Source organism: bacterium, from assembly GCA_035945995.1.
In the GTDB taxonomy this organism is placed as follows: Bacteria; Sysuimicrobiota; Sysuimicrobiia; order Sysuimicrobiales; family Segetimicrobiaceae; genus DASSJF01.
Map to the genome: position 1 here is coordinate 21,813 of DASYZR010000163.1, position 23,267 is coordinate 45,079.

A 23,267-nucleotide genomic window follows, 5' to 3' on the forward strand; every position below is an offset into this window, starting at 1 on the left:
TCTGAGATATAACAGTATGACAATACGCGCCGCGAGGCGGCTGGGGGTCGGCCGTGACGCCGAAACTGGAAGCGGTGGACATCACCGTCCTCTACGAGAACCCGCGGACCGGGACCGCCACGCTCGCCCTCGACGGCTTCTCGGTTGACGTGCACGCGGGCGAGTTCCTCTGCCTGGTCGGGCCGAGCGGGTGCGGGAAGACGACGTTCCTGCACTGCCTGGACGGGCTGCTGCCGCTCACCCGGGGCACCATCCGGCTGGACGGCAGGCCGATCGCGGGGCCGGGGCGGGACCGGGCGATGGTCTTCCAGAGCCCGTCGCTGCTGCCGTGGCGGACGGTGCTGCGCAACGTCACGTACGGGCTCGAGCTGCAGCGCACGCCGCTGCGCGACGCGATCGCGCGGGCCCGGCAGATGATCGCGCTCGTGGGCCTCGAGGGCTTCGAACGCTACCACCCGTTCGAGCTGTCCGGCGGGATGCAGCAGCGCGTCAACCTCGCGCGCGCGCTCGTGATGGACGCCGACGTCGTGCTCCTCGACGAGCCCTTCGCGTCCCTCGACGCGCAAACGCGGGAGTTCATGCAGGCCGAACTGATGCGCATCTGGCAGGAGACCCGCCGGACGGCCGTGTTCATCACGCACCAGATCAACGAGGCGATCTACCTGGCCGACCGCGTCGTCGTCTTGTCGCGGCGGCCCGGCCGGGTGAAGAGCGTTCTGCCCGTCGAGCTGCCCCGGCCGCGTGAGCTGCGCGTGAAGCGGACGCCGCCGTTCCTCGAGCTCGAAGATCACATCTGGGGCCTCATCGAGGAGGAGGTCCGGGCGGATCTTCGGAGTCCCGCGCATGCTTGACGAGAAGACGTTGACGGCCTCCGCCGAGCAGGCGGCCCGTCTCCCCATGCTGCCGGCCCGCCGGCGGACGTCGCCCGCGCTGCGCTCGCGGACGATCAGTACCATCGCGGTGGCGGTGTTCCTGATCGCCTGGGAGGGCGTCGTGCGGCTCGGCGGCGCGAACCCGCTGTTCACGAGCTCGCCGACGCGGATCGTCAACATGTTCGCGCAGATGCTGCACGAGGGCGTCCTCGCCAAGGACATCCGGGTCAGCGGGACCGAGTTTCTCATCGGGTACTCGCTCGCCATCGTCGTCGGCGTGCTGGTGGGCGTCGGGACGGGGTGGTATCGGGACGTGTCGGCCGCTCTGCAGCCGTTCGTCTCGGCCCTGTACTCCACCCCGCGCATCGCGCTGCTGCCGCTGCTCATCATTTGGCTCGGGATCGGGATCTGGTCGAAGATCGCGGTGGTGTTTCTCGTGGCCGTGTTCCAGATCCTCATCAACACGGAAGCCGGCGTGCGCGCCGCGGACGAGGCGCTCATCAAGACCGCCCGGTCATTCGGGGCCAACGACTGGCAGATCTTCACGACCATTGTCGTCCCCGGGGCGGTGCCGTTTCTGATCGCGGGGCTGCGCCTGGGGCTCGGCCAGGCGCTCGTCGGCATCGTGGTCGGCGAGCTCTACGCGGCCACGGCCGGCATCGGCTACGAGATCGCGGTGGCCGGCGAGACGTTCCAGACCGACCGCGTGTTTGTGGGCATCGTGATTCTCGCGACGGCCGCGATCTTTCTGATGTGGTGCCTGCGGCGGCTGGAAGTTCGCTTCGAGGCCTGGAGACCGCAGCGCCTCGGCTGACGCGGCGTCGTCCATCGGCCTCAGCCGTCGGGGCCGGGCCAGTCACGCAGCTCGGCCAGGACCGCCTGCTCGATCGCCCTGAGCGCGCCGGCGTCGGGGCCCCGCCACTCGTACGCGAGCGGTGCCACCGCGACCGGCGGCCACGCCTGATCCTTGATCTCCGCGACCGCCAGTTCCCACATCGCCATGGCGAACGGGGATGCGGCGACGCGCCCGCGGCATTCCCGGGCCGGGCCCTTGATGAGCGCGACGAGATCATCCCGGCCGATCACCTGCAGCGCCGCCTTGCCGGTCCGGGCGAGGTTCGCTTCGGTCGCGCTCCCGCGGTCGGCGATGAATCGCACGCGGTCCCTGGCCCGCGGCCGGGCCGCAGCCGGGGCCCCCTGGGCGGGGGCCAGGGCCACGGCCCAGGTCATGGCCGCATGTCCCCACCCGTCGGCACCGACGGTGACCAGGATGGCGGGAACGCCGGAGGCGAGCGCGCGGGCAAGCCGGGAGCAGAGCGTCGTGCCGGTCACCGCGCGACTCCCCGGACGCGGCGGAGCAGCCGCGCCGCCGTCCCGCCGAGGATGCCTTCCGCCGTCTCGGGCGGCAGCCCGGCGTCGCGGATCAGGGCGGCGTAGTCGCGAATCCCGGCGACGCCTTTGCCGGTCTGCGTGGTGGCCCCGGTGAAGTCCTGCGGGTAGTCGGTCGCAAAGACCAGCCGGTCCGGCCGGATCGTCTCGAGCGCGCACCGGAACGCGCCCGGTCCTCCCTCGAACCCGGCCGTGTCGAAGTAGAGCCGGTCGAACGACTCCGCAAACGGCCGGCGGAGCGTGCCGAACCGCCCCGCCTTGGCGACGAGGCGCTCCTTGACCGCGGCGATGCCGCCCCCGAAATGCGCGAAGACGAGCACGAGCTCCGGGAACTCTTCGAGCACGCGGCCCGCGATCACGCGGGTGACGGCCAGCTGGAGGTCAAGCTCCCGTCCCAGGATCCGCGCCAGGTCGTAATCGCCGCAGAACGGGTAGCCGGCGGGGAGCTGCGCGGGATGAACGAAGACCGGCAGGCCGCGCGCGGAGGCCAGCCGGTAGAAGGGGACCAGGGCGTCTGCGTCCAGCGGCAGCCCGTTCACCTGCGAGGTGATCGTGGCGCCGCGCAGTCCCAGATCCTGGACCGCGCGCTCGATCTCCGCGAGCCCGGCCGGCTCGAGGATCGGCGCGTGCGCGAGCCCGAGGAACCGCTCCGGATGCCGGCGCTGGAGCTCCGCCGCCCGGTCGTTGATCAGCCGGCAGTCGTCGAGCGGCGCATCCCACCCGAGGTTGCAGGACAGGACCGCCACATCGATGCCGGCCGCATCCATGTCCCGCAACTGGAGATCGAGATCGTACAGGCGGTTGTGCAGGGTGAGCTTCGGCACGCCGCCTTCGATGAGGTTGCGCCGCTCGCCGGCGCCGAATCCGCGCCGCTCGACCAGCTCGAACGGGACGAAGTGGTGCTGCACGTCGACGACCATCGGCCCGGTCCGCGGGTCTTGGCTCGCCGTCATGTCACGGCGATGACCACGTCGAGCAGCGCCGGCCGCCCCTCGTCCTTGACGGCGCGGACCGCCCGCCGGAGCGCGGGACCGAGGAGCGACGGATCGTCGATCGGCCCGTCGGCCTCCACGCCGAAGGCGCGCGCCATTCCGGCGAAATCGACGGCCGGATCGTCGATCCGAATGCCGACCGTCCGGTTCTCCACCGGACGGCCCCGTGCGCGGGCGATGAGCGTCTGATGGTGCTCGTCGTTCGCGTACGAGTGGTTGTTGCAGATCACGAACAACACCGGGAGCCGGTGGTGCGCCGCGGTCCACAGGGCGCTGGGGGTGTAGAGGAGGTCCCCGTCGGCCTGCAGGTCGAGACAGATCGTGCCGGTCCCCCGGTAGGCGAGGGCGGCGCCGATCGAGGCCCCCGCGCCGTAGCCGAGTCCCGCCCCGCCGCTGCCGCCGAGGTATTGCTCGGGCCGGGTCCACTCCCACAGATCCCGCGCCCAGCCGTCGAGGCCGCCGTTCGCGAGCACCCAGTCTTCGTCCCGCAGCACGTCCCACATCTCGGCCGCGAGCCGCGCCGGCGACATCGGCCGGTCTTCCCACCGTTCCTCGCAGCGCGTCCGGGCCTCTCGACGGAGCGCCTCGTGGCGCGTCCGGAGCCGGTCGGCGCGCGCGCGGTGCGCGGCGCCGCCGGCGGGCTCCGCTTCCAGCAGCGTCGCGAGCGCCGGAAGGGCGACCGCGGTGTCCGCGAGGATCGGCAGATCCACGGGATGCAGCCGCCCGTACGTCTGCGCCCACGACCGGGCCGCCGGTTCGTTCAGCGAAATGTGCACCACGCGGGCGGCGTCGCCGATCAGGGGGCGCGCGCGGCGCGTCGTGCGATCCACCGTCCCGAGCGCGCGCTGCAGGTCGACGACGTCGAGCGCGAGGATCAGGTCGGCCTCGCCCAAGATCTCCGCCTCGGCGCCGGTGAGGTCGAGGGGATGGGTGGTCGGAAAATTGAACCGGCCGTGCCCGTACCCGTCGATGACGGGGGCTGCGGCGAGTTCCGCGAGGCGGACGAGGGCGGCGGCGGCGGCCCGGTTCCGGCCGACGTACTCCGCCACGATCACGGGCCGCTCCGCGCGCCGAAGCAGCGCCGCGGCCTCCTCGAGGGCCGCCGGCGCCGCCTGGATCGGGGAGGGCGCCGCGTAGCGCGCGACGTCGGGGATGGCGATCGGCTCGTCGAGCGTCGTCTCCTGCAGGTCCGCGTCGAAGCACACGTAGACCGGGCCCTGCGGTTCGGTCGTGGCGATCCGGTAGCCTCGGATGAGCGCTTCGGGAATCGACCCGAGGCTGGCCGGCTGGTCGTCCCACTTCACGTAGTCGCGCACGGCCTGGCCCTGCACGAGCGCGGTGTGGATCCAGTCGATCCAGGGCCGCCGCCGCTCGACGGCCATGGGCCCGGTGCCGCCGAGGACCAGTATCGGAACCCGGTCGCACCAGGCATTGTAGATCGCCATGCTGGCGTGCTGCAGGCCGACGAGATCGTGGACGATCGCGGCCATTGGTTTGCCGGCCGCTTTGGCATAGCCGTGCGCGATCGCGACCGCGATTTCTTCGTGGCAGCACTGGATGAGCGCCGGCCGCCCCGGGGCCAGGCCGCCGCCGTAGTTCACGACCGAGTCGTGAATGCCGCGAAAGGTCGCGCCGGGGTTGAGCGCGGCGTACTCGATGCCGAGCGCCCGCAGCACGTCGACGATCAGGTCGGACCCGTACGCCGGTCCCGCGCCGCGCTCCGCTCCGTGTGTCATGGCCGTTCTTCGATCCGCAGCAGTCGCCACGCCCCGTACGAAAGCGACCAGGTCGCCACGAAGAGCCCGACGAGCAGGTACCCGAGCCGGCCGAAATCGAGCATCTGCAGCCGGCCCCAGACGCCGGCGGTGAGCCCGAGCGCCTGGGCGGCGGCTTGGGCGAGCTCGATGCCCCCGACGAGGAGCGCCGCGACGACCGAGAGTCCGGTCACGGTGAGATTGTAATACACTTTGCGGATCGGCGTGGCGAACGCCCACCGGTAGGCCGTGGTCATGAAGATGCCGTCGGCGGTGTCCATGAGGCTCATCCCCGAGGCAAACAGCAGCGGCAGGGCCAGCACGCCCCAGACGGGCAGCGCGCTGGCGGCGGCGCCCGCGGCCAGCGCGAGCAGCGCCACCTCGCTGGCCGTGTCGAACCCCAGGCCGAACAGAAAGCCCAGCGGATAGGCATGCCAGCCGCGGCTGATGAGGCGGACGAGCGGGGCGGCCGCCCGCATGACGAGGCCCCGCGAGTCCAACAGGGCCTCGAGCGCCGTCGCGTCGTGGCGGCCGCGGCGCATCCGTTGAAAGATGAGGTAGATGTCGAGCCAAATGAAGAGGTTGATCACGCCGATGAGGATGAGAAACCCGCCCGACACCGTGGTGCCGATCAGGCCCCCGAGCGTGCGGAGATGCGGCAGCGCCTGCTCCGTCCCGTGCGTCAGCGCGACCGCGGCGGCGGCCATGAGGAAGACGACCGTGGAGTGGCCGAGCGAGAAATAGAAGCCGACGCCGAGGGCGGCCCGCCCGCGGCGGGCCAGCCGGCGGACGACGTTGTCGATCGCCGTGATATGGTCGGCGTCGAACGCGTGGCGCAGCCCGAGCGTGTAGGCGAGAAACCCCATCCCGAGCAGCGCGGGATGCGCCCGGGCCGCCGCGAGCAGGGCCGCCAGCCCGCCGGCGTGCAGCGCGAGAATCGCGGCCCCGTAGCCCGCCCACGCCGGCCGGACCTTCGCCGTCACCCCCGGCCCCCCGCCGGCCGCGTACGCGCCCGCCGCATGCCTACCGTCCGGTGCGCGCGAGCAACTCGACCCATCCCCGCATCAGGGCCTTGCCCTTCGCAATCTGCTCGGCGTCGAAGAATTTGTCGAGGCCCACCGTCTGGATGGGGTAGACCGGCCGCTGGAAGTCCTTCTCGTATCCGTACGGGACCGTCGCGTCGATCGCCATGCCGCCCTCGAAGCGGGTGTTCATGGCGGTCCACTGGCGGTCGCCCGCGGTGAGCCGTTCCTCGGGCATGAAGGTCTGGCCGGCGCCGCCCGGCACCGGGTTCAGGATGTCGTTGCGCGGGTTCACGCGGGTCGTCAGACACCAGATGATCTCGTCCATGTTGTAGATGTCGACGTCCTGATCCACCGCGATCGCGAGCCGCATCCCGTGGCTCGTGGCCATGGTGGCGGCCAGGAAGTTGCGGACGTGGCCGTCGTCGGTCTTGAGCCGCTTCTTCACCTGGAAGATGCAGCCGCCCCAGTCGGTCATGCAAAAGGGGATGTTGACGTCCTGGACGATGCCGGGCTGCAGCCGCTCGCACAGTTCGTAGATCGCCGACTCGCGCACCGTCGTGTCGATGTTGTTGCAGTCGAGCATGTGCACGCCGAGCAGGTAGAAGATCGGCTTCGTCGCGCGGCGCCGCATCGTGATCCCCGTGACGTGGAACGTCGGCGCGCGGTACGCCTTCCCCATGTAGCCGGCCCACTCCGGGTGGAAGGGGAACCGCCCCTGGACGTCCGCGGCCTCGGCCTCCGCGGTCTCGTAGCGCTTGTCCCGCGGGTGGAGCAGGCCTTCGAGGACCAGCTCGCAGTCCGCCACGGCCCAGGCGTCGACGGTCCGCGCCCGGACGATCCGGATCGGAGCGCCCTGCGCGGCCCCGGCGGCGCCGAGCTCGTCGCCGCCGCGCGGCAGGATCACGTAGTCGAACCCGCCGCCGGCGATCAGCGTGGCGGCCGGCGGGAGGCCGAAGCACATCGTCAGCGGGATCGGCTGCTCGTCGTGATAGTGCTCGGTGATGACCTGCCACATGTGCGAACCGGGGGCGGACTGAAACGTGCAGACGTTCCCCCATCGGGCGTTCATCCGGTTGTAGCCGATGTGGCTGCCGCCGTGGAAATAGGGCCCGACCACGACGCTGTTCCCGCTCCCGATCGTCCGCTCGGACTCGAGCTCCGTGTGGCGGATCGCGATCACGTGCTTGTTCACGTCGAGGTCGCCGGTGAGGACCTCTTCCTGGCACGGCGCGTCGGCCTGCGGGATTTCGACCGGCGGGATCGGGTGCGTGAGGGCGTGGGCAAGGCGGTGGGTGCGTTCCACCGGCGAGCTCCAGCCGAACAGCCGGTCCACGATCCCCATGTTCGCAAAGAGGTTGGTGACCGCCTGGGCGGCGGGATAGCCCTTCACGTTCTTGAACAGCAGCGGGTAGCTGCCGTCCAGGTGCTTCTGCACGCCGGTGACCTCGAGGTCCGGGTCGATCGGGACCTCCGTTTCCAGGAGCAGGCCTTCCTGCCTGAGCCACTCGAGCGTGCCGCGCAGCGACTGAATGCCGCGCTCGACCTTCACCTGCGTCGCCATGGCGTGCCTCCTCTCGCCGCCCTCGGGTGCCGTCCCCCTGCGGGGCTCACTCGATGACGCCGTCTCGTGTCAACCGCGCGATCTCGTCCTCGCGGAGCCCCAGAATGTCGCGGTACACCATCGCGTTGTGCTCGCCGAGCAGCGGGCTGCGGTACAACGCGGCCGGCGTCTCCGACAGGAGGAACGGCGGCGCTTCGTAGGAGAACCGGCCCAGCTCCGGATGCTCGAGCTCCCGCCAGGTGAGCCGGTGGCGCAACTGCGGGTCGTCGAACAGGTCGGAAAGGCGGTTCACGACGCCGGCCCGCACGCCCGCGGCCTGGAGCGCGTCCATCACCTCGCGGGCGTCGCGCTCCGACGTCCATCCGCGGACGAGGGCGTCGAGCGCGTCCTCGTGCGCCTTGCGGGCGGCGAGCGACGCGAACCGCGCGTCGGCGGTCCACTCCGGGTGGCCGGCCGTCTCACAGAACCGGCGCCACTCGTCCTCCGAGCAGACCGCGATGACGCACCACCGGTCCTCGCCGCGGCAGGGATACGCGCCGTGCGGCGCGCCATGCGCGCTCCGATTCCCCGCCCGCATGCGGAGCCGTCCCGTGAGCTCGTACTCGAGCAACGCCGGTGCGATGAACTGCAGCCCGCTCTCGTATTGCGACAGGTCGATGTGCTGTCCCTGCCCGGTGCGCCGGCGATGGTCGAGCGCGGCCAGCACCGCGACCAGCCCGAACCCGACCGCCACGAAATCGATGTACGGCCCGAAGAGCAGCATCGGGTCGCCGTCCGCCTCGCCGGCGAGAAAGGTGAACCCGCTCTGCGACGTGAGCTGCGACCCGAACCCCCGCTGGCCGGCCTTCGGGCCGGTCTGGCCCATGTTGCACGAGCTCAGGTAGACGATCGAGGGGTTCATCGCGCGCGCGGCCTCGTAGCCGAGGCCGTTGCGGGCCATCACGCCGGGGACGAAGTTCTCGATCAGCACGTCGGCCCACGCCACCAGGCGGGCGGCCAGGCCGAGCGCCTGCGGATGCTTGAGGTTCAGCGTGACGCCGAGCTTGCTGTCGTTGAAGATGGCGAAGGTGCCGGTGCGGTTGAGCCCGGGGATGTTGTCTTTGTAGGGGGGATAGTGAACGCGGAACCCGTCCGGCCGCGACCGCGACTCCACGCGGACGACCACGGCCCCGTGCTCGCCCAGATGTTTGCCGACGGTGGGGCCCGCCGCGAACACGCCGAACTCGACGACCCGGATGCCGGCGAGGGCCACCGTCACACCACACCCTCCCGCCGCAGCCGCGCGAGATCGTCCCCCGAGAGCTCCAGTTCCCCGCGATAGATCTCCTCGTTGTGCTCGCCGATGCCCGGGGCGCCGCGCCGGATCGCCGCGGGCGTCGCCGAGAACCGGGCGAACGGGCCGGGGTAGGTGACCGCGGTGCGGTCGCGCGGGTGGTCCACGGCCTGCCAGAAGTCCCGGGCGGCCAGCTGCGGGTCCGTGCGGATGTCCCGCGCGTCGGCCACCGGGTAGCCCAGGATGCCGTACGCCAGCGACGCGGCGGAGAACTCGGCCTTGGTCCGCCGCGCCAGAAACGCGGCGAGGGGCCGCTCGATCTCGTCGACCTCGTCCTGCGCGGCGCTCGCCACGTTGAAGGCACCCCAGTCCTTGTGCCGAAGCCACTCCGGCGCCTCGCCCGATGCGGTCATCCAGCGCACCAGGCCCTCGTTGGACCGGCGCCCCGCCTCGCCGCCGTAGAGAATGAAGTTGATGTGGCCGTCGCGGCAGCGGTAGATCGCGCGCATGGCCGCGCCGCTCGTGCTGCGCCCCACGATGCGGGTCCCGCCCCGCTGCAGGTCGGCGCGCCCCAGGCTCCAGTACGCCGGCGCGTTGGCGAGCGCCCACAAGAGGCTGGACTGCATCGAGACGTCCACCTGCTGGCCGCGGCCGGTGGTCTCGCGATGGTAGTGCGCGGTCAGCGTCCCGGCGGCCGCGTACATGCCGGTCCACATCGGCGCCTGGGGCAGCGAGACCCGGAGCGGGGGACGGCCGGGTTCGCCGACGAGCGACATGAAGCCGCTCATCGCCATCGCGACCAGGTCCGTGCCCCTGTACGCCGCGTACGGCCCGCTCTGGCCGAACGGCGTGATGGAGGTGACGATGAGCCGGGGATTGAGCGCCCGGAGGTCGCGATAGCCGGCGCCGCAGGCGTCGAGGTGTCCGGGCGGAAACGTTTCGATGAGGAAGTCCGCCCGCGCCGCGAGCCGCCGCAGCAGCTCCCGCCCCGGGGCCGAGGCCACGGCCAGCGTGATCCCCCGTTTGTTCGCGTTGTAGGCAAGCCACGGCAGGCCGCGCTCCGGGTCGGGCTCGTCGCCGGCGAACGGACCCACGAACCGGCCGTCATCGCCGCCGGGCGGCTCCACTTTGACGACGTCGCAGCCGAGATCGCCCAGGATGCGTCCGCACAGCCACCCGTTCCGGTCGGTGAGGTCGAGAACCCGGTAGGAGCGCAGCGGACCCGACGGCGGCTGAGGCACGCGCGGTGTCACACCCGGGGATCCGTGCCGGCCCGCGGCCGCCTCGCCCGTACCGGAGCGCCGGGGCGCGCGGCCGGGCGGGGCGAGTCGACGTCCCCTGCGGTGGGACTTACCCGGGCGGCGAAGTAGGAGACGTGCTCCTGCATCAGGCGCCTCGCCCGCTCGCCGTCCCGCGCGCGGATCGCTTCGAGAATGCGTTGATGATCGTCGACGGCGCGCTCCGCCATGTCGTCGGCCGGCAGCAGCGCGGCGAGGGCTTCGTGGAACAGCGCCCGGAACGAGTTGACGGTGAAGAACAGCACGGGATTCTTCGCCGCCTCCGCCAGCGCCAGGTGGAACGCTACGCTGGTGGGGATGAAGTAGCGGTCGCCGGCCGCGCGGCCGGCGCGGGCCGCGGCGATCGCCTCCTCCATGGCCCGCAGATCTTCGGCGGTCGCGCGCCGCGCGGCGATGTCGGCCACGTGGGGCTCGACGAGGATCCGGGCCTCGACGAGATGTCGCAGCGTCGCCTGCTTGAGCCGGAGCATGTTGGCGAGGGATTCGCTCACCGGCAGGGTGCTCGGCCGGGCGACGAAGGCGCCGCCGCGCGCGCCGACTTTGATGTTGATCAGCCCCTGCGATTCGAGCACGCGCAGTCCGTCCCGGACAGTGATCCGGCTGACCTGGAACTGCCCGGCCAGGTCCTTCTCGGACGGCAGCGCGTCGGTGGGCTTGAGGTGGCCGTCGAAGATCAGGTCCTTGATCTGGCGGATGATCCCGTCGGACGCCCGGGTCGCGCGGACAGGCTGAAACATCGAACGCCCCTCCGGTGAGCACGGCACGAAATGTATGATATTTATACGTTTCGCCGGCCGACACCTGCCGGCCGCGGCCCGGCGGGGATCGATCCTTCCGGCGAACGCCGGCTAGTGGAACACGAGGCTCTTGACGACCACCGGGACGACGTTCTGTTCGAGCATGAGGCTGCCGATGTCCACGTAGTCGAATTCGCGCAGCGCGATCTGGTCGATGCACACGAGCGGTCCGCGGACGCCGTACTCCTCCCTGAGCGTCCCGCCAATGAGGCCGGCCACGTCGGCGTCGATCACGAGCAGCAGCGGGCGGCCCGACGCCACCGTCTCCGGCAGCGCGTCCACGATCCCGCCGCACAGCGCGGCCAGCGCGGGATACTGCGGTCCGTGGTGCCAGTGGATCGCGAGCGCGAACCGGTCCTGCCCGTCCGTCAGGTCCAGCCGCCGCAGCCCCCGGCGCACCGCGTCGGCGACACGGTCGGGCGAGGGGCGGTCCAGGCCGCGGACGGCCGCGACGGGGACGTTCCGCACCGGCAGCAGGCCCGCGTCCGACAGAAAGATCGTGTTGCCGCTCACCTGCACGGTGTACTGGGAGGCGCCGATGCAGGTCGCGCGAATGCGTTCCCGCGGCTCCAGGACCACGCGGCCCCGGCAGCGCGCGAGAATCGCGCGGGCCAGCCGCGGCCCGAGGTCGCCGAACTCCGCGGCCTCGCACCCGTAGATGTACTCCGCGACGCCCCCGGAGAACACGAGATGCGTGAACGGGCCGGGGGTCCCGAGGCGCTCCGTGATCCACAGACCGTCGTCGCCGTTCGTGGGCGCCCGTCCGTCGATGACGCGGACGACGAGATCGGCCATGCGGTTCGCGACCGCGTCCAGGAGCTCGGCCGGCGGGCGGCGGCCGACGGCCGCGTCCCCGCCGGCCTCGTCGGCAAACGCGCGTCCGCGCGCCTCGACGCGCTGCAGCACGCCGTCCGGCCCCCAGGCGAGCAGACGCGCGCCAGCGTGGATCGCCGCCGTTTCCTGGACGGCGCCCTTCCGGCAGACCGCGAACTTCGTGGTCCCGCCGCCGATGTCCACGTTGAGGACGGTCGGGTGCTGCGGTTCCCGGGACATCGCGGCGGCGCCCGAGCCGTGCGCCGCGAGCAGGCTCTCGAGATGCGGCCCGGCCGTGGCGCACACGAACTTCCCGGCGTCCGCCGAAAACAGCTGAATGATCGGCGCCGCGTTGTCCTTCATCGCGGCTTCGCCGGTGGTGATGACCGCCCCCGAATCGATGTCCGACCGGGCCAGGCCGGCCTCCCGGTACGCCTCGTCGAGAAACGCCGCGATGCGCGCGGTATCGATCTGAGACGGCGACGCATAGGGCGTCAGGATCACGCGGGAGCGGAAGGACACCTCCCGGTGCACGACCGTGTACTGGCTCGACAGATACCGCCCCTGGCGCGTCAGGACGAGGTCGGAGAAGACGAGGTGCGACGTCGAGGAGCCGATGTCGATGCCCGCGCTGCGCAGGCGGATGTGCTCGCCGACGTAGACCGCCGGGTCGGCGTCGCCGCCGAGATGGATGTGCTCATTGTCGTCTTCGTGCATCCCCCCGCTACACCCGCACCGAAAACGCGTCCATCCGCACGGGGACCCCGCGCGCCGCGCACCGCTCCGCGAACAGGCGATGGATCCGCGGATCCTGATCCTCGTACTCGATCTGGTTGCCGCCGTCCTTCTTGCTTTTGTCCACGCCCTGAATGTCGAGGTAGCGGGCCACCTTCCACTTGGCGCCGCCCCAGCGGATCGCGAGGTAGCGCGCCGGCCGTGGCCCGGTGTTGAAGTGCTGGTGCCACCACATGCCCGGCGGCACAAACATCGTGCCCGGGTGCCAGGGGATGTCGGTCATGTCCGGGGCCCCGTCCGGCCACATCACCGAGAACCCCTCGCCTTCGAGGAGGATCACGTGGGCGCCGGGGCCGTGCCGGTGCGCCTTCTTGTACGTGCCGACCGGAAACTCCGAGATGTGCGCGCACAGGGTGTTGTTGGCGAACTCGAACATCACGTTCTTGCCGCCGGCGCCTCGCTCCGCCCACTCGTGCAGCTGGAAGCGGTTCACGTCGGCGACAAAGTTGGTGTCCCAGACGCGGCCCGGGTACAGGGTGCCTTCCCCCCCGAAGTAGCCGGCCCGTCCGTCGAAGCGGTCGAGGAAGTCGAACGGGCAGTTGAAGAGGAAGTCGGTGTTGTGCAGGAGGTTCATCATCATTGGCGCGGTCGTCACGCCGAGGAGCCGCGCCCGGTCCCGGCCCGAGCCGTTGTGGAGCCGGTGCGAGCAGTTGAGCGGAATCGAGAAGAGGCTGCCGGCCTGCCACTCGAACGACTGCTTCGCGCCGCCGTCGTTCCAGACTTCACAGCCGCCGCGGCCGTCCACGACGTAGTAGAATTCTTCGAACACGTGCCGCTCGGTCGCCGTACCCTTCCCGGGCGCGAGTTCGACGATATAGGCGTTGTTCGTATCCTCGGTGCCGGCCAGCCGGAGATAGGCGCCGCGGGCCTCGAGCCGCGGCCACGGCGCGACCGCGACTTCCCGGAGATCCGGGACCGCGTAGCCCGCGACGACGGGGACGCCCTCGGATTCGAGCCACCGCTCGTACGCGCTCTTGCGCCATTCCTGCGGCAGCCGGTCTTCTTGAGCGATCCGCGCTTCACCAGCCATCGCCATCCCCTCCCGAATGCTGCAGCGGTTCGTGCCGACGTGCCCATCATACCATCCCGCCAAGCAGGGAATCGCGGCATGAACGTGAACCCGTGGCATCGTACGCAGCTGCAGGTGGGAGGATGGCGATGAGCCAAACGATCGCCCACGGCCGGCGGACGGGGCCGTACACCGATCTCCGCGACTGGCTTCGGGCCGTCGACGAGATGGGCGAGCTGCGCCGCGTGGACGGGGCCTCGTGGGAAGAGGACATCGGCCGCGTGGCGGAGATGCTGCACCACACGGAAGAATCACCGGCCGCGCTGTTCGACGCCGTGCCCGGCTACCCGCGCGGCTACCGGGTGCTCGTGAATCCGCTCGGCGCGCGCCGCCGGCTGGCGTTCACGCTGGGGATGGATCCCCAGATCGGCGCCTTCGACTTGATCGACGCGTGGGAGCAGCGGCTCAATCGCATCGATCCGGTGCCGGTCAAGGAAGTGCCGGACGGGCCGGTGCTCGAGAACGTCCTCGAGGGCGACGCGATCGACCTGTACAAGTTCCCGACGCCGAAGTGGCACGATCAGGACGGGGGGCGGTATATCGGGACCGCGGTGGCCGACGTGACGCGCGACCCCGATTCGCAGTGGATCAACTTCGGCACCTACCGGGTGATGATCCACGACCGCAACCGCGCCGGGCTGTACATCTCGCCCGGAAAGCACGGCCGCCTGCACCGCGACAAGTACTTCAGCCGCGGCGAGGCGATGCCGGTGCTGGCGATCGTCGGCATGGACCCGATCCTCTTCCTGGCGAGTTGTCTCGAGATCCCGCTCGGCGTGAGCGAGTACGAGTGGGCGGGGGCGGTGAAGGGCGGCCCGGTGGAGGTCATCCGCGGGCGGCACACCGGGCTCCCGCTGCCGGCGCACGCGGAGATCGTCATCGAGGGATTCGTGCACCCGAACGCGCGGCTCATGGAGGGGCCCTTCGGCGAGTGGACCGGCTACTACGCGAGCGGCAGCCGCGAGGAGCCGGTCATCGACGTGAAGGCGATCTACCACCGGAACGACCCCATCCTCATGGGGTGCCCGCCCGAGAAGCCGCCGTACGAGGCGCACCATTTCCGGAAATATCTCCGGTCCGGGTTGCTGCGCAAGGCGCTCAAAGATGCCGGCGTCCCCGGCATCACCGGCGTGTACTGCCATCCGGTCGGCGGCTGCCGGCTCCTGTACATCGTCGCCATCAAGCAGATGTACCCGGGCCACGCCCGGCAGGCCGGACTGCTCGCCTCGCAGGTGCGCGCGGGCGCCTACCTCAACCGCATGGTGGTCGTGGTCGACGAGGACATCGACATCACCGACCTCAACGACGTGATGTGGGCCGTGCTGACGCGGGCGGACCCGGACGGCGATTACGAAATCATCCGCCGGTGCTGGAGCGGGCCGCTCGATCCCGCGATTCACCCGGATCACAAGGGCTTCAATTCCCGGGTCATCATCGACGCGACGCGGCCGTGGGAGTGGAAGGAGCGGTTTCCGGTTCCCATCGGGCCGGACCCCGAATACAAGCGGCAGACGCGCGAGCGGTGGGGGTGGCTCCTGCGGGGGGACGGGCCGCCCGCCGCGCCCTGAGGCCGGCGGCGCCTCCCTTAGAGGATCCCTTCCCGCCGGCTCTTGGCGACGTAGTGGTCCCAGGTCTTCAAGACGATCGGCCGGTGCCAGAGGCTCTCCCGGACCCGGCGGACGACCTCGTCGGGGAACGGCCGCGGGGTGCCGAGCGCGGACGCCAGGAGTTGCTGCTTCGCATTTTCCTCCAGCCAGATCGCGGTCGTGAAGCACGTTTCGATGTCGTCGGCGACCACGACGGCACCGTGGCCGCGCAAGAGTGCCGCACGGCCGGATCCCAATACGCGCGCCACCGCATCGGCGTCCTCGTTCGTGCGAATGAGGTCCGGGTCGTCATATACGGGCAGGCCCTGCGTCGGAAAGATGGCGCCCAACTGAAACACCGGGACGAGCGGCCGATCGGCAACGGTGAACGCGGTCGCGACGGCCGGATGGAGATGGGCGACGCACTGCACGTCCGGACGCGCCGCGTAGATGCGCGTGTGAATCGGCGTCTCGATCGGCGGTTCCCCGTCTCCCCCGGCGGGCCGGCCGTCGAGATCGACGGTCACGATGTCCTCCGGCCCCACGGTGCTGCGGCCCGCCCGGCGGCTGTTGATCAACAGATGATTCGTTCCGGACAGCCGCGCGCTCAGATGCCCGTTCATGTCCATGAGCCCTTCCGCGGCCAGCAGCCGGATCGCGGTGACGAGAGTGCTCTTGAGCGTGTGAGGATCGGCGTCGGACACGGCGACCGGATTCGGCGGGTGCGAGACGTCCCCTGCGCCGCCGGCGCGACTCGCCGATCCCCGACCCTCCCGGGCCGGAGGAGGTCCGGGGCGGGGCCACGAACGCGGAGCGCGTCAACGGGTAGCTTCCGCGTCACGCCGTGAGCCGGGAGGAAAGCCAAATGGCGGGGGGTTCCGATGCTGCGCTTCGTTGAGGAGGTCCGGACGGTTGTCGACGAAGGCGGCGGCGAAGAGGTCGTACCCGAGAAGGTGGCCGCGCTCCTGCGGTCGCTGCTCAACGAACCGGACGTGCTGGATCCCCGCTACACCAGGCCGAAGACCGGCAACTATGTACTGTATCCTATCTGGGTGGAGCCCGGCGGACGCTTTTCCATCGCATCGGCCGTCTGGGACGTGGGCCAAGTCACCCCCGTTCACGATCACGGCACGTGGGGAGTCATCGGCATCTATCGCGGCATAGAGCACGAGGTGCGCTATCGGTCCCAGCGGGACGGCGGCGCCATTCACGTCTACGGGGCCGACATCGGCGCCATCCGGCGCCACGTGTATGATCTCCAGACGGGAGATGTGCGCACGTTCGTGTCCGGCTGGACGGCCGTCGAGGCCTAAAGACCGCGGGGTGCCGGAACTCCCGGACGTCGAGGCGCTCGCCCGCCGGCTCCGCCGGCGGATCCTGCGGTGGCGCATCACCCGCGTCGCGTTGCCTGACCCGTCGGTGGTCCGGTCTCCGCGCCCGTCCGTCTTCGGCCGGCGCCTGCGCGGCCGGAGCATCCGCGACGTCGGGCGCCGCGGCAAGTACTTCCTCGTCCACCTGAGCGGCGGCCTCGTCATCGTCGGGCACCTTCGGATGACGGGCGACATCGCCGTGGTGCGGAGGACGGACCCCCTCCGGCCGCACACGCGCCTCATGATCGGGTTCGACGGCGACGAGCTTCGCTTCGTCGATCAGCGGCGGTTTGGGCACGTCGAGTTGGTCGGCGCCCGGGCGCTCGACACGGTCTCGGGGCTGCGGGGGCTCGGCGTGGAGCCGCTCGACCCCGCGTTCACGCCGGCGCGCCTGCGCGCCCTGCTCCGCGGGCGGCGCGGGGCGCTCAAGGCGCTCCTGCTGCGTCAAGACCTCATCGCCGGCATCGGCAACATCTTCGCCGACGAGATCCTCTATCAGGCGCGCCTCCATCCGGCGCGGCAGATTCGCACGCTGCGGCCGCTCGAGATTGGGGCGTTCTACCGGTCGATCCGGCGCGTCCTGCGGCGGGCCGTGCGCGCGCTGTCACGCCGCCGCGGTGCCGAGGGGACGCTGCTGGCGGTTCGGGCGCCGGGGGGTGTCTGCCCCCGGTGCGGGGGTCCGTTGCGCGTCGCCCGGATCGCGGGACGGACTACGTACTTTTGTCCGCGCTGCCAGCGTTGAGAGGGACCGTCATTCGCAGAGAATTTTGTCGGTCCACTCGCTAAGGCGCACCAAGTGGCTCCTGGCTGTGGAAGAGATTCAGCGCGGACCCCTTGCGGAACCACTGGAGCTGCGCATCGCTGTAGGAGTGGTTGAGCCACAGCGTTTCGGTCGAGCCGTCCGCGTGCCCGATGCGGCACTCCACGGGCCGGCCGGCGGCCATCTGGGCCAGTCCGACGAGGCTCACGCGGTCGTCTTCCCGGAAGCGCTCGTAGTCCGCGGGATCCGGCAGCGTGAGCGCGAGCAGGCCCTGCTTCTTGAGGTTCGTCTCGTGAATCCGGGCGAAACTGCGGGCGATGACCGCCGCGCCGCCGAGGAAGCGCGGGGACAACGCCGCGTGCTCGCGGCTGCTGCCCTCGCCGTAGTTGTGGTCTCCGACGACCACCCAGCGCAGTCCGCGGGCCTGATAGTCCCTGGCCACGGCCGATACCGGCTGCCCCGTCTCGCCGGTCACGACGTTCTTCACCTTGCCGGTCTCGCCGGTGAACGCGTTCGCAGCGCCCATGAACATGTTGTCGCTGAACTTATCGAGATGCCCGCGGTACCGGAGCCACACGCCCGCGGGGGAGATGTGGTCCGTGGTCGTCTTCCCGCTCGCCTTGAGCAGGATCGGCATGTCGGTCAGGTCCTTGCCGTCCCAGGCCGGCCACGGCTGCAGCAGCTGCAGGCGCTCGCTGCGCGGGTCGACCCGGAGCTCCGCGCCGCGGCCGTCGGCCGGCGGCGCGACGTAGGTGATGCGCCCGGGATCAAACGGCTTGGCCGGGACCTCCGGGGCCGGGGCCGGGGGCCGGAGCCGGAACGGCCGGCCGTCGGCGCCGGTGAGCGCGTCGGTGAGCGGATTGAACGACAGCCGTCCCGCGAGCGCGAACGCGATCACGAGCTCGGGACTGCCGATGAAATTCATCGTCGTGGGCTGGCCGTCGTTGCGGCGCGGGAAGTTGCGGTTGTAGGAGGTGACGATCGTGTTGGGCGCCGCCGCCGCCTTCGCCCGCCGCCACTGGCCGATGCACGGGCCGCAGGCGTTCGCGAGGACGGTCGCGTCGATCTCGGTCAGCGACGCCATCTGGCCGTCCCGGTCGATCGTCGCGCGGATTTGCTCGGACCCCGGCGTGACGAGCAGGGGCACGGCCGCTTTGATGCCGTGGGCCCGCGCCTGCTCAGCCACATCGGCGGCGCGGCTCATGTCCTCATAGGAGGAATTGGTGCAGCTGCCGATGAGCGCGGTCGAGATATCGTCCCGAAACGCGTTCTTGGCGTCGGCCACCTCGGCGGCCAGCCGCGAGACCGGCCGGGCGCGGTCCGGGGAGTGCGGGCCGACCACGTACGGCTCCAGCGCCGAGAGGTCGAGGCGAATCACCCGATCGTAGTGGCGCTCCGGATCGGCCTCCACCTCGGCGTCGGGCGCCAGGAGGTCGCGGTGCTCGCGCGCCGGTGGAACGAGATCGCCCCGGCCGGTGGCCTCGAGGTAGGCGGCCATCCGCTCGTCGTACGGGAACATCGACGTGGTGGCGCCGAGCTCCGCGCCCATGTTGGTGATCGTGGCCTTGCCGGTCGCGCTGATCGTCCGCGCCCCGGGTCCGATGTACTCGACGATGGCGTTGGTGCCCCCCGCCACCGTCAACTGGCCGGCGACGAAGAGAATGACGTCCTTCGGCGCCGTCCATCCGTTCAGCTCGCCGGTGAGGTAGACGGCGATGTGCTTTGGATACAGCACTTCCCACGGCAGGCCGGCCATCACTTCGACCGCGTCGGCGCCGCCCACGCCGACGGCGCAGGCGCCGAGGCCGCCGCCGTTCGGCGTGTGCGAGTCGGTGCCGATGATCAGCTCGCCCGGAAACGCGTAGTGTTCCAGGACGACCTGGTGGATGATCCCGGCACCCGGGCCCCAGAAGCCGGCGCCGTACCTCGCCGCCGCCGAGCGGAGGAAATCGTAGACCTCCGCGTTCTCTTCGAGAGAGGCGCGCAGGTCCGCCTGGCCCTCCGTCCGCGCCTGGATCAGGTGGTCGCAGTGGATGGTCGTGGGCACGGCGACGGCGGTGCGCCGGGTCTGCATGAACTGCAGCATCGCCGTTTGTCCCAGCACGTCCTGTAGCACCACGCGGTCGGGGCGAAGCAGCAGATAACTGTGCCCCGGCTCCAGGTCCTGCGTGTTCGCGTCGTCGAGATGGCCGAGCAGCACTTTGTCCGCCAGGGTGAGCGGCCGTCCGAGGCGGCGCCGGACGACGGCGAGCGTCCGCGTCATTCGTTCGTATACGCCGGCGGCCATGGCCGCGGTGGACTCGATGGTGACCACGGGATCCCCCCACGCTGCGTGCGTCGGGCCGGTGTGAGAGGTGCAGGTGAATGAGGCGACGCTGCGCTACTCCAGCCTGAAATGAGGATATCACGCCTCGTGGCGCACGTCGACATGGACGCGTTCTTCGCCGCCATCGAGGTCCGCGACCATCCCGAGTATCGCGGCCGTCCGGTCGTCGTGGGCGCCGGCCCCCACGCGCGCGGCGTCGTCGCCGCGGCGTCGTACGAGGCGCGCCGGTACGGCATCCGGTCCGCGATGCCCTCGCGCCGGGCGTTCGAGCTGTGTCCGCACGCGGTCTTTCTGCCGCCCGACATGGAGCGCTACCGGGCCGACTCGGACCGTTTGTTTGCGCTTCTGGAGACGTTCACGCCGCACGTCGAACCGGTGTCGATCGACGAGGCGTTCCTCGACCTCACCGGCTGCCCCGCAGTCGGCGGGGCAGGCCCCACGCCGGGCGAGGCGCGGGACGAGGCAGGGGAGCCGGGGCTCGCGTTCGCCCGCGCGATCCGGCGGCGGATTCGCGAACGCCTGGGGCTGCCGGCGTCGATCGGCGTCGCGCCCAACAAGTTTCTGGCCAAGCTGGCCTCCGAGCTCGCGAAGCCCGACGGCGTCCGGCGCGTCATGCCGAACGACGTCCAGGCGGTCCTCGACCCGTTGCCCGTAGACGCGTTGTGGGGCGTCGGCCCGGGCACGCGGGACCGCCTGCGCGCGCACGGTATTTCGACGATCGGCGCGCTGCGGCGAACGCCGGCCGCCACGTTGCGGGCGATTCTCGGGTTCGCCGCCGAGCGGCTCGCGGCGTTGAGCCGCGGCGAGGACGACCGGCCCGTCGACGCCGGCGGCGAGGCCAAGTCGATCGGTCGCGAGGTGACGTTCGAGCGCGACACCCGCGACGCGGGGCTGCTCGCCCGGACGCGCCGCGCGCTCTCCGAGGACGTCGCGCGCCGGCTCCGGGCGGCCGGCGTCGTGGGCCGGGTCGTCACGCTGAAGGTGCGCTTCGAGCCGTTCGACACGCGGACCCGCCGCCTCACACTGCCCGTCGCGACCGATCACGGCGGCCGCATCGCGCGCGCGGCCGAGGACCTCTGGCGCTCGCTCGGGCCGCTCCCGCGGCGCGTGCGCCTCGTCGGGGTCACGATGTCCGGTCTCGAGCATCCCGCGGCGATCCAGGTCGGCCTGTTCGGAGGCGCCGACCGGGCGGTGGGGCGGGACCCCGCCCCGGTCGACCGCGTGGTGGATGCGATCAACGACCGGTTCGGGGCGGGCACGATGGGCCCCGCCCGGGTGCTGGCGGCGGACCTCCGGCGCGGCCCCGAAGATCCGCGGCGCGCTACCCGGCGGAGTTCGCCGCGGCGCCCGCCAGGATCTCGTTCTTGAGCACGCCGATGAACGGCAGGTGCCGGTACTGCTCGCGATAATCGAGGCCGTAGCCGACCAGGAACCGGTCGGGCACTTCGAAGCCGCGGTACGTGATGTCGAGCGTCTCGAGAATCCGCCGGTGCGGCCGGTCGAGCAGGGTGCAGATCCGCAGGCTCGCCGGCGCGCGCGCCTGCAGCAGCCGCAGAAGATACCCCACGGTCAGCCCGGTGTCGATGATGTCTTCGACGAGGACAACGTCCCGCCCGGTGATCTCCACGTCCAGGTCTTTGATCAGGCGAACGACCCCGCTCTGCGCCCGGGCGCTGCCGTAGGACGTGATGGCCATGAAGTCGATCTGCACGGGCACGGCGAGCGCCCGCGTGAGGTCGGTAAGAAAGTACACGGCGCCTTTGAGCACCGAGACGAGCAGCGGAGAGCGGTCGGCGTAGTCCTGCGAAATGGCCCGGGCGAGTTCGCCGACGCGCCGGGCGATCACGTCTTCGCTGAAGACGACTTCCTCGATGTCCGCCGAGGGCGGTGGGATCACCCCGGCTACCGCGGGACGAGCGGCCGCGCGGCCGCGGCCGGCGCGAGGCCGTACTTCAGCAGTAACTGCCGGTAGTCCCGGCCGTAGAAGATCTTCACGTTCACGCCGGGGTAGAGCTCCCGCAGCCGGCGCAGCTTGCGGTTCTTCTTCGTCACGAGGCTCTGCTTCAACGTCGTCAGCTCAATGTACAGGTCGAGGTCGGGCAGGTAAAAATCGGGGTTGAAGCTCTCGACGGTGCGGCCCCGGGCGTCCCACCGGAGGGGGAAACTGCGGGGTTCGTATTCCCACCGAACCCCGTAGAAATCGAGGATCCGGGCGAATTCCGCCTCGCTGGCGTGGGCAAAGCGGGGACGTTCCCCGCCGGCGCCTTCGCGGCTCTTCACCGAGCCCCGCAGTCCTCCGCGCGTGCCAACCTGATGATAGTATAGCCGTCATGGTAAATTATTCAATAGGAGAGGATTTGGGGGGCGGCGAACGTCTGGCCAAACCCCAGGAGGCATGTGTCATGACGACGCCCCCATCGGGTGGTCGCCAGGAGCAGGCGGGGCCGGAGCACGAGGTCGAGCGGTACGTGCAGCAGTTGCGCAGCCCGGATGTGACGCTGCGCAGCGACGCCGCGCATGCGCTCGGAAAGCTCGCGGACGAGCGCGCCGTGCCGGCGTTGGCCGAAGCCCTGCACGATCAGGACGAGTACGTGCGCAAGAGCGCCATCATGGCCCTGCGGCGGATCGGCGGGCAGGGCGCGATGGAAGCGATGCGGCAGGCACTGGGCGATCGCTCGGAGCAGGTCTGCGTGCAGGCCGTCAAGGGCCTCGGGGAACTGCGCGACGCCGGCGCCGGCGACGCCTTGATCAAGGTCCTGTCCCGGCGGGAGCGGTCGCTCGTCGCCGCGGCCACCGACGCGCTGATCCGGATCGGCCCCGAGGCGGTCGGGCCGCTCATGGGGGCGTTCAAGGACCGCTATCTCCGCCGCCGCATCGGCGCCCAGGTCTGGCGGATCCTGACCGAGATGGGGCCGCGCAGCACCGACGCGCTGCTCCAGTCCCTCGGCGACGAGAACTACTACGTCAAGCTCACCGCGCTCACGATCCTCGGGCGGATCGGCGACAAGCGGGTCGTGGCGCCGATCATCGGCGTCTTCCTCGCCGATCCGCGGCTTCAGGAGACCGTCGTCGGGACGATCGGGCGCCTGGAAGAGCGGGCCGTCATCACCCTGCCGCCGGGCGACCGCGAGGCGGGCCTGCCGGTCGAGGTCGTGCAGGCGCTGTCGCAGGGCGACCGGGAGGCCGTCCTCGCCGCGCTGGCCGGCGCCATGGACAACCCGATCGGCAAGGTTCGCCGGTTCGCGCTCAAGGCGATGTTCGGCCTCCTCGGGGACGCGTCGTTCGAGCGCCTGCTCGCCTATCTCGCGGACGAGGACCCCGACGTCAAGCGGCTGGTGGTCCGGCTGCTCGGCAAGCTGCGCGACAAGCGGGTCATCGAGCCCCTAATGGACCTCCTGTTGAAGGACGGCGGTCAGGTCGAAGAGGCGGTGTGGGACACCCTCAAGGTGCTCACCAACCTCCACGAGTATGAAGAGCTCCGGACGCGGGTGGCGCGGGAGAAGGCGGGAAGTCGGCCGGTCGTGAAGACATATAAGAAGAAGGATGTCTCTCCGGATTGGTGGCGCGACCAGGATTGATTCCCCCCC

The 23,267-nt window shown here is 70.9% G+C and carries 21 protein-coding genes; 7 read left to right on the forward strand and 14 right to left on the reverse strand.

The genetic code is table 11. The features are described 5' to 3' along the window. The first annotated feature begins 53 nt into the window (after positions 1-53). Complete coding sequence (locus VGZ23_19195) at positions 54-851, forward strand: ABC transporter ATP-binding protein (protein ID HEV2359720.1); 798 nt, start codon at positions 54-56, stop codon at positions 849-851. Continuing rightward, positions 844-1,686 (forward strand): ABC transporter permease, encoded by an 843-nt coding sequence (locus tag VGZ23_19200; GenBank protein HEV2359721.1) that lies wholly within the window; start codon positions 844-846, stop codon positions 1,684-1,686. The genes VGZ23_19195 and VGZ23_19200 overlap by 8 nt, the downstream gene beginning before the upstream one ends. 20 nt (positions 1,687-1,706) lie before the next feature. On the opposite strand, the gene VGZ23_19205 is transcribed toward VGZ23_19200, so the two are convergent. From VGZ23_19205 to VGZ23_19250, 10 genes are all read right to left on the reverse strand, one after another. Further along, entirely contained in the window at positions 1,707-2,204 is a 498-nt protein-coding gene (locus VGZ23_19205; GenBank protein HEV2359722.1) for a hypothetical protein, read from the reverse strand. Continuing rightward, complete coding sequence (locus tag VGZ23_19210; protein HEV2359723.1) at positions 2,201-3,214, reverse strand: amidohydrolase family protein; 1,014 nt, start codon at positions 3,212-3,214, stop codon at positions 2,201-2,203. Before VGZ23_19210 ends, VGZ23_19205 begins: the two co-directional genes overlap by 4 nt. Next, a complete protein-coding gene (locus VGZ23_19215) occupies positions 3,211-4,989 on the reverse strand; it encodes a thiamine pyrophosphate-dependent enzyme (protein HEV2359724.1) in 1,779 nt (592 codons plus the stop codon). Before VGZ23_19215 ends, VGZ23_19210 begins: the two co-directional genes overlap by 4 nt. Continuing rightward, positions 4,986-5,990, reverse strand: coding sequence for a HoxN/HupN/NixA family nickel/cobalt transporter (locus VGZ23_19220; GenBank protein ID HEV2359725.1), 1,005 nt, complete (start codon positions 5,988-5,990; stop codon positions 4,986-4,988). Before VGZ23_19220 ends, VGZ23_19215 begins: the two co-directional genes overlap by 4 nt. 40 nt (positions 5,991-6,030) lie before the next feature. Next, positions 6,031-7,593: a UbiD family decarboxylase gene (locus VGZ23_19225; GenBank protein ID HEV2359726.1), complete on the reverse strand. Its 1,563-nt coding sequence runs from the start codon at positions 7,591-7,593 to the stop codon at positions 6,031-6,033. Between the two features lie 46 nt (positions 7,594-7,639). After that, complete coding sequence (locus tag VGZ23_19230; GenBank protein ID HEV2359727.1) at positions 7,640-8,851, reverse strand: CoA transferase; 1,212 nt, start codon at positions 8,849-8,851, stop codon at positions 7,640-7,642. Then, entirely contained in the window at positions 8,848-10,119 is a 1,272-nt protein-coding gene (locus tag VGZ23_19235; protein HEV2359728.1) for a CoA transferase, read from the reverse strand. The genes VGZ23_19230 and VGZ23_19235 overlap by 4 nt, the downstream gene beginning before the upstream one ends. Next, the gene (locus tag VGZ23_19240; GenBank protein ID HEV2359729.1) at positions 10,116-10,901 is read right to left on the reverse strand and encodes a FadR/GntR family transcriptional regulator; all 786 of its coding nucleotides are present in this window, start codon (positions 10,899-10,901) and stop codon (positions 10,116-10,118) included. The genes VGZ23_19235 and VGZ23_19240 overlap by 4 nt, the downstream gene beginning before the upstream one ends. A 111-nt stretch (positions 10,902-11,012) precedes the next feature. Beyond that, positions 11,013-12,491: an ethanolamine ammonia-lyase reactivating factor EutA gene (locus tag VGZ23_19245; protein ID HEV2359730.1), complete on the reverse strand. Its 1,479-nt coding sequence runs from the start codon at positions 12,489-12,491 to the stop codon at positions 11,013-11,015. Positions 12,492-12,498: 7 nt separating this feature from the next. Further along, on the reverse strand, positions 12,499-13,599 hold the full coding sequence (locus tag VGZ23_19250; protein HEV2359731.1) for a cupin domain-containing protein: 1,101 nt from the start codon (positions 13,597-13,599) through the stop codon (positions 12,499-12,501). A 128-nt stretch (positions 13,600-13,727) separates the two neighbouring features. Between VGZ23_19250 and VGZ23_19255 the strand changes: the two genes are divergently transcribed. Next, positions 13,728-15,206: a UbiD family decarboxylase gene (locus VGZ23_19255; GenBank protein ID HEV2359732.1), complete on the forward strand. Its 1,479-nt coding sequence runs from the start codon at positions 13,728-13,730 to the stop codon at positions 15,204-15,206. 17 nt (positions 15,207-15,223) lie between these two features. On the opposite strand, the gene VGZ23_19260 is transcribed toward VGZ23_19255, so the two are convergent. Then, complete coding sequence (locus tag VGZ23_19260) at positions 15,224-15,928, reverse strand: class II aldolase/adducin family protein (GenBank protein HEV2359733.1); 705 nt, start codon at positions 15,926-15,928, stop codon at positions 15,224-15,226. Positions 15,929-16,105: 177 nt separating this feature from the next. Between VGZ23_19260 and VGZ23_19265 the strand changes: the two genes are divergently transcribed. Further along, the gene (locus VGZ23_19265) at positions 16,106-16,537 is read left to right on the forward strand and encodes a hypothetical protein (protein HEV2359734.1); all 432 of its coding nucleotides are present in this window, start codon (positions 16,106-16,108) and stop codon (positions 16,535-16,537) included. 10 nt (positions 16,538-16,547) lie between these two features. Next, complete coding sequence (mutM, locus tag VGZ23_19270) at positions 16,548-17,336, forward strand: DNA-formamidopyrimidine glycosylase (GenBank protein ID HEV2359735.1); 789 nt, start codon at positions 16,548-16,550, stop codon at positions 17,334-17,336. Between the two features lie 40 nt (positions 17,337-17,376). Here mutM and VGZ23_19275 read toward each other — a convergent pair whose 3' ends face one another. Further along, positions 17,377-19,641, reverse strand: coding sequence for an aconitate hydratase (locus VGZ23_19275; GenBank protein HEV2359736.1), 2,265 nt, complete (start codon positions 19,639-19,641; stop codon positions 17,377-17,379). Positions 19,642-19,767: 126 nt separating this feature from the next. Between VGZ23_19275 and dinB the strand changes: the two genes are divergently transcribed. Then, a complete protein-coding gene (gene dinB / locus VGZ23_19280) occupies positions 19,768-21,048 on the forward strand; it encodes a DNA polymerase IV (protein HEV2359737.1) in 1,281 nt (426 codons plus the stop codon). On the opposite strand, the gene hpt is transcribed toward dinB, so the two are convergent. Together hpt and VGZ23_19290 are read right to left on the reverse strand one after the other, a co-directional pair. Continuing rightward, the gene (hpt, locus tag VGZ23_19285; GenBank protein ID HEV2359738.1) at positions 21,002-21,577 is read right to left on the reverse strand and encodes a hypoxanthine phosphoribosyltransferase; all 576 of its coding nucleotides are present in this window, start codon (positions 21,575-21,577) and stop codon (positions 21,002-21,004) included. The genes dinB and hpt overlap by 47 nt on opposite strands. Positions 21,578-21,582: 5 nt before the next feature. Beyond that, entirely contained in the window at positions 21,583-21,960 is a 378-nt protein-coding gene (locus VGZ23_19290) for a hypothetical protein (protein HEV2359739.1), read from the reverse strand. A 122-nt stretch (positions 21,961-22,082) separates the two neighbouring features. Here VGZ23_19290 and VGZ23_19295 point away from each other — a divergent pair, with 122 nt between their 5' ends. Further along, complete coding sequence (locus tag VGZ23_19295; protein HEV2359740.1) at positions 22,083-23,258, forward strand: HEAT repeat domain-containing protein; 1,176 nt, start codon at positions 22,083-22,085, stop codon at positions 23,256-23,258. Positions 23,259-23,267 lie beyond the last annotated feature (9 nt).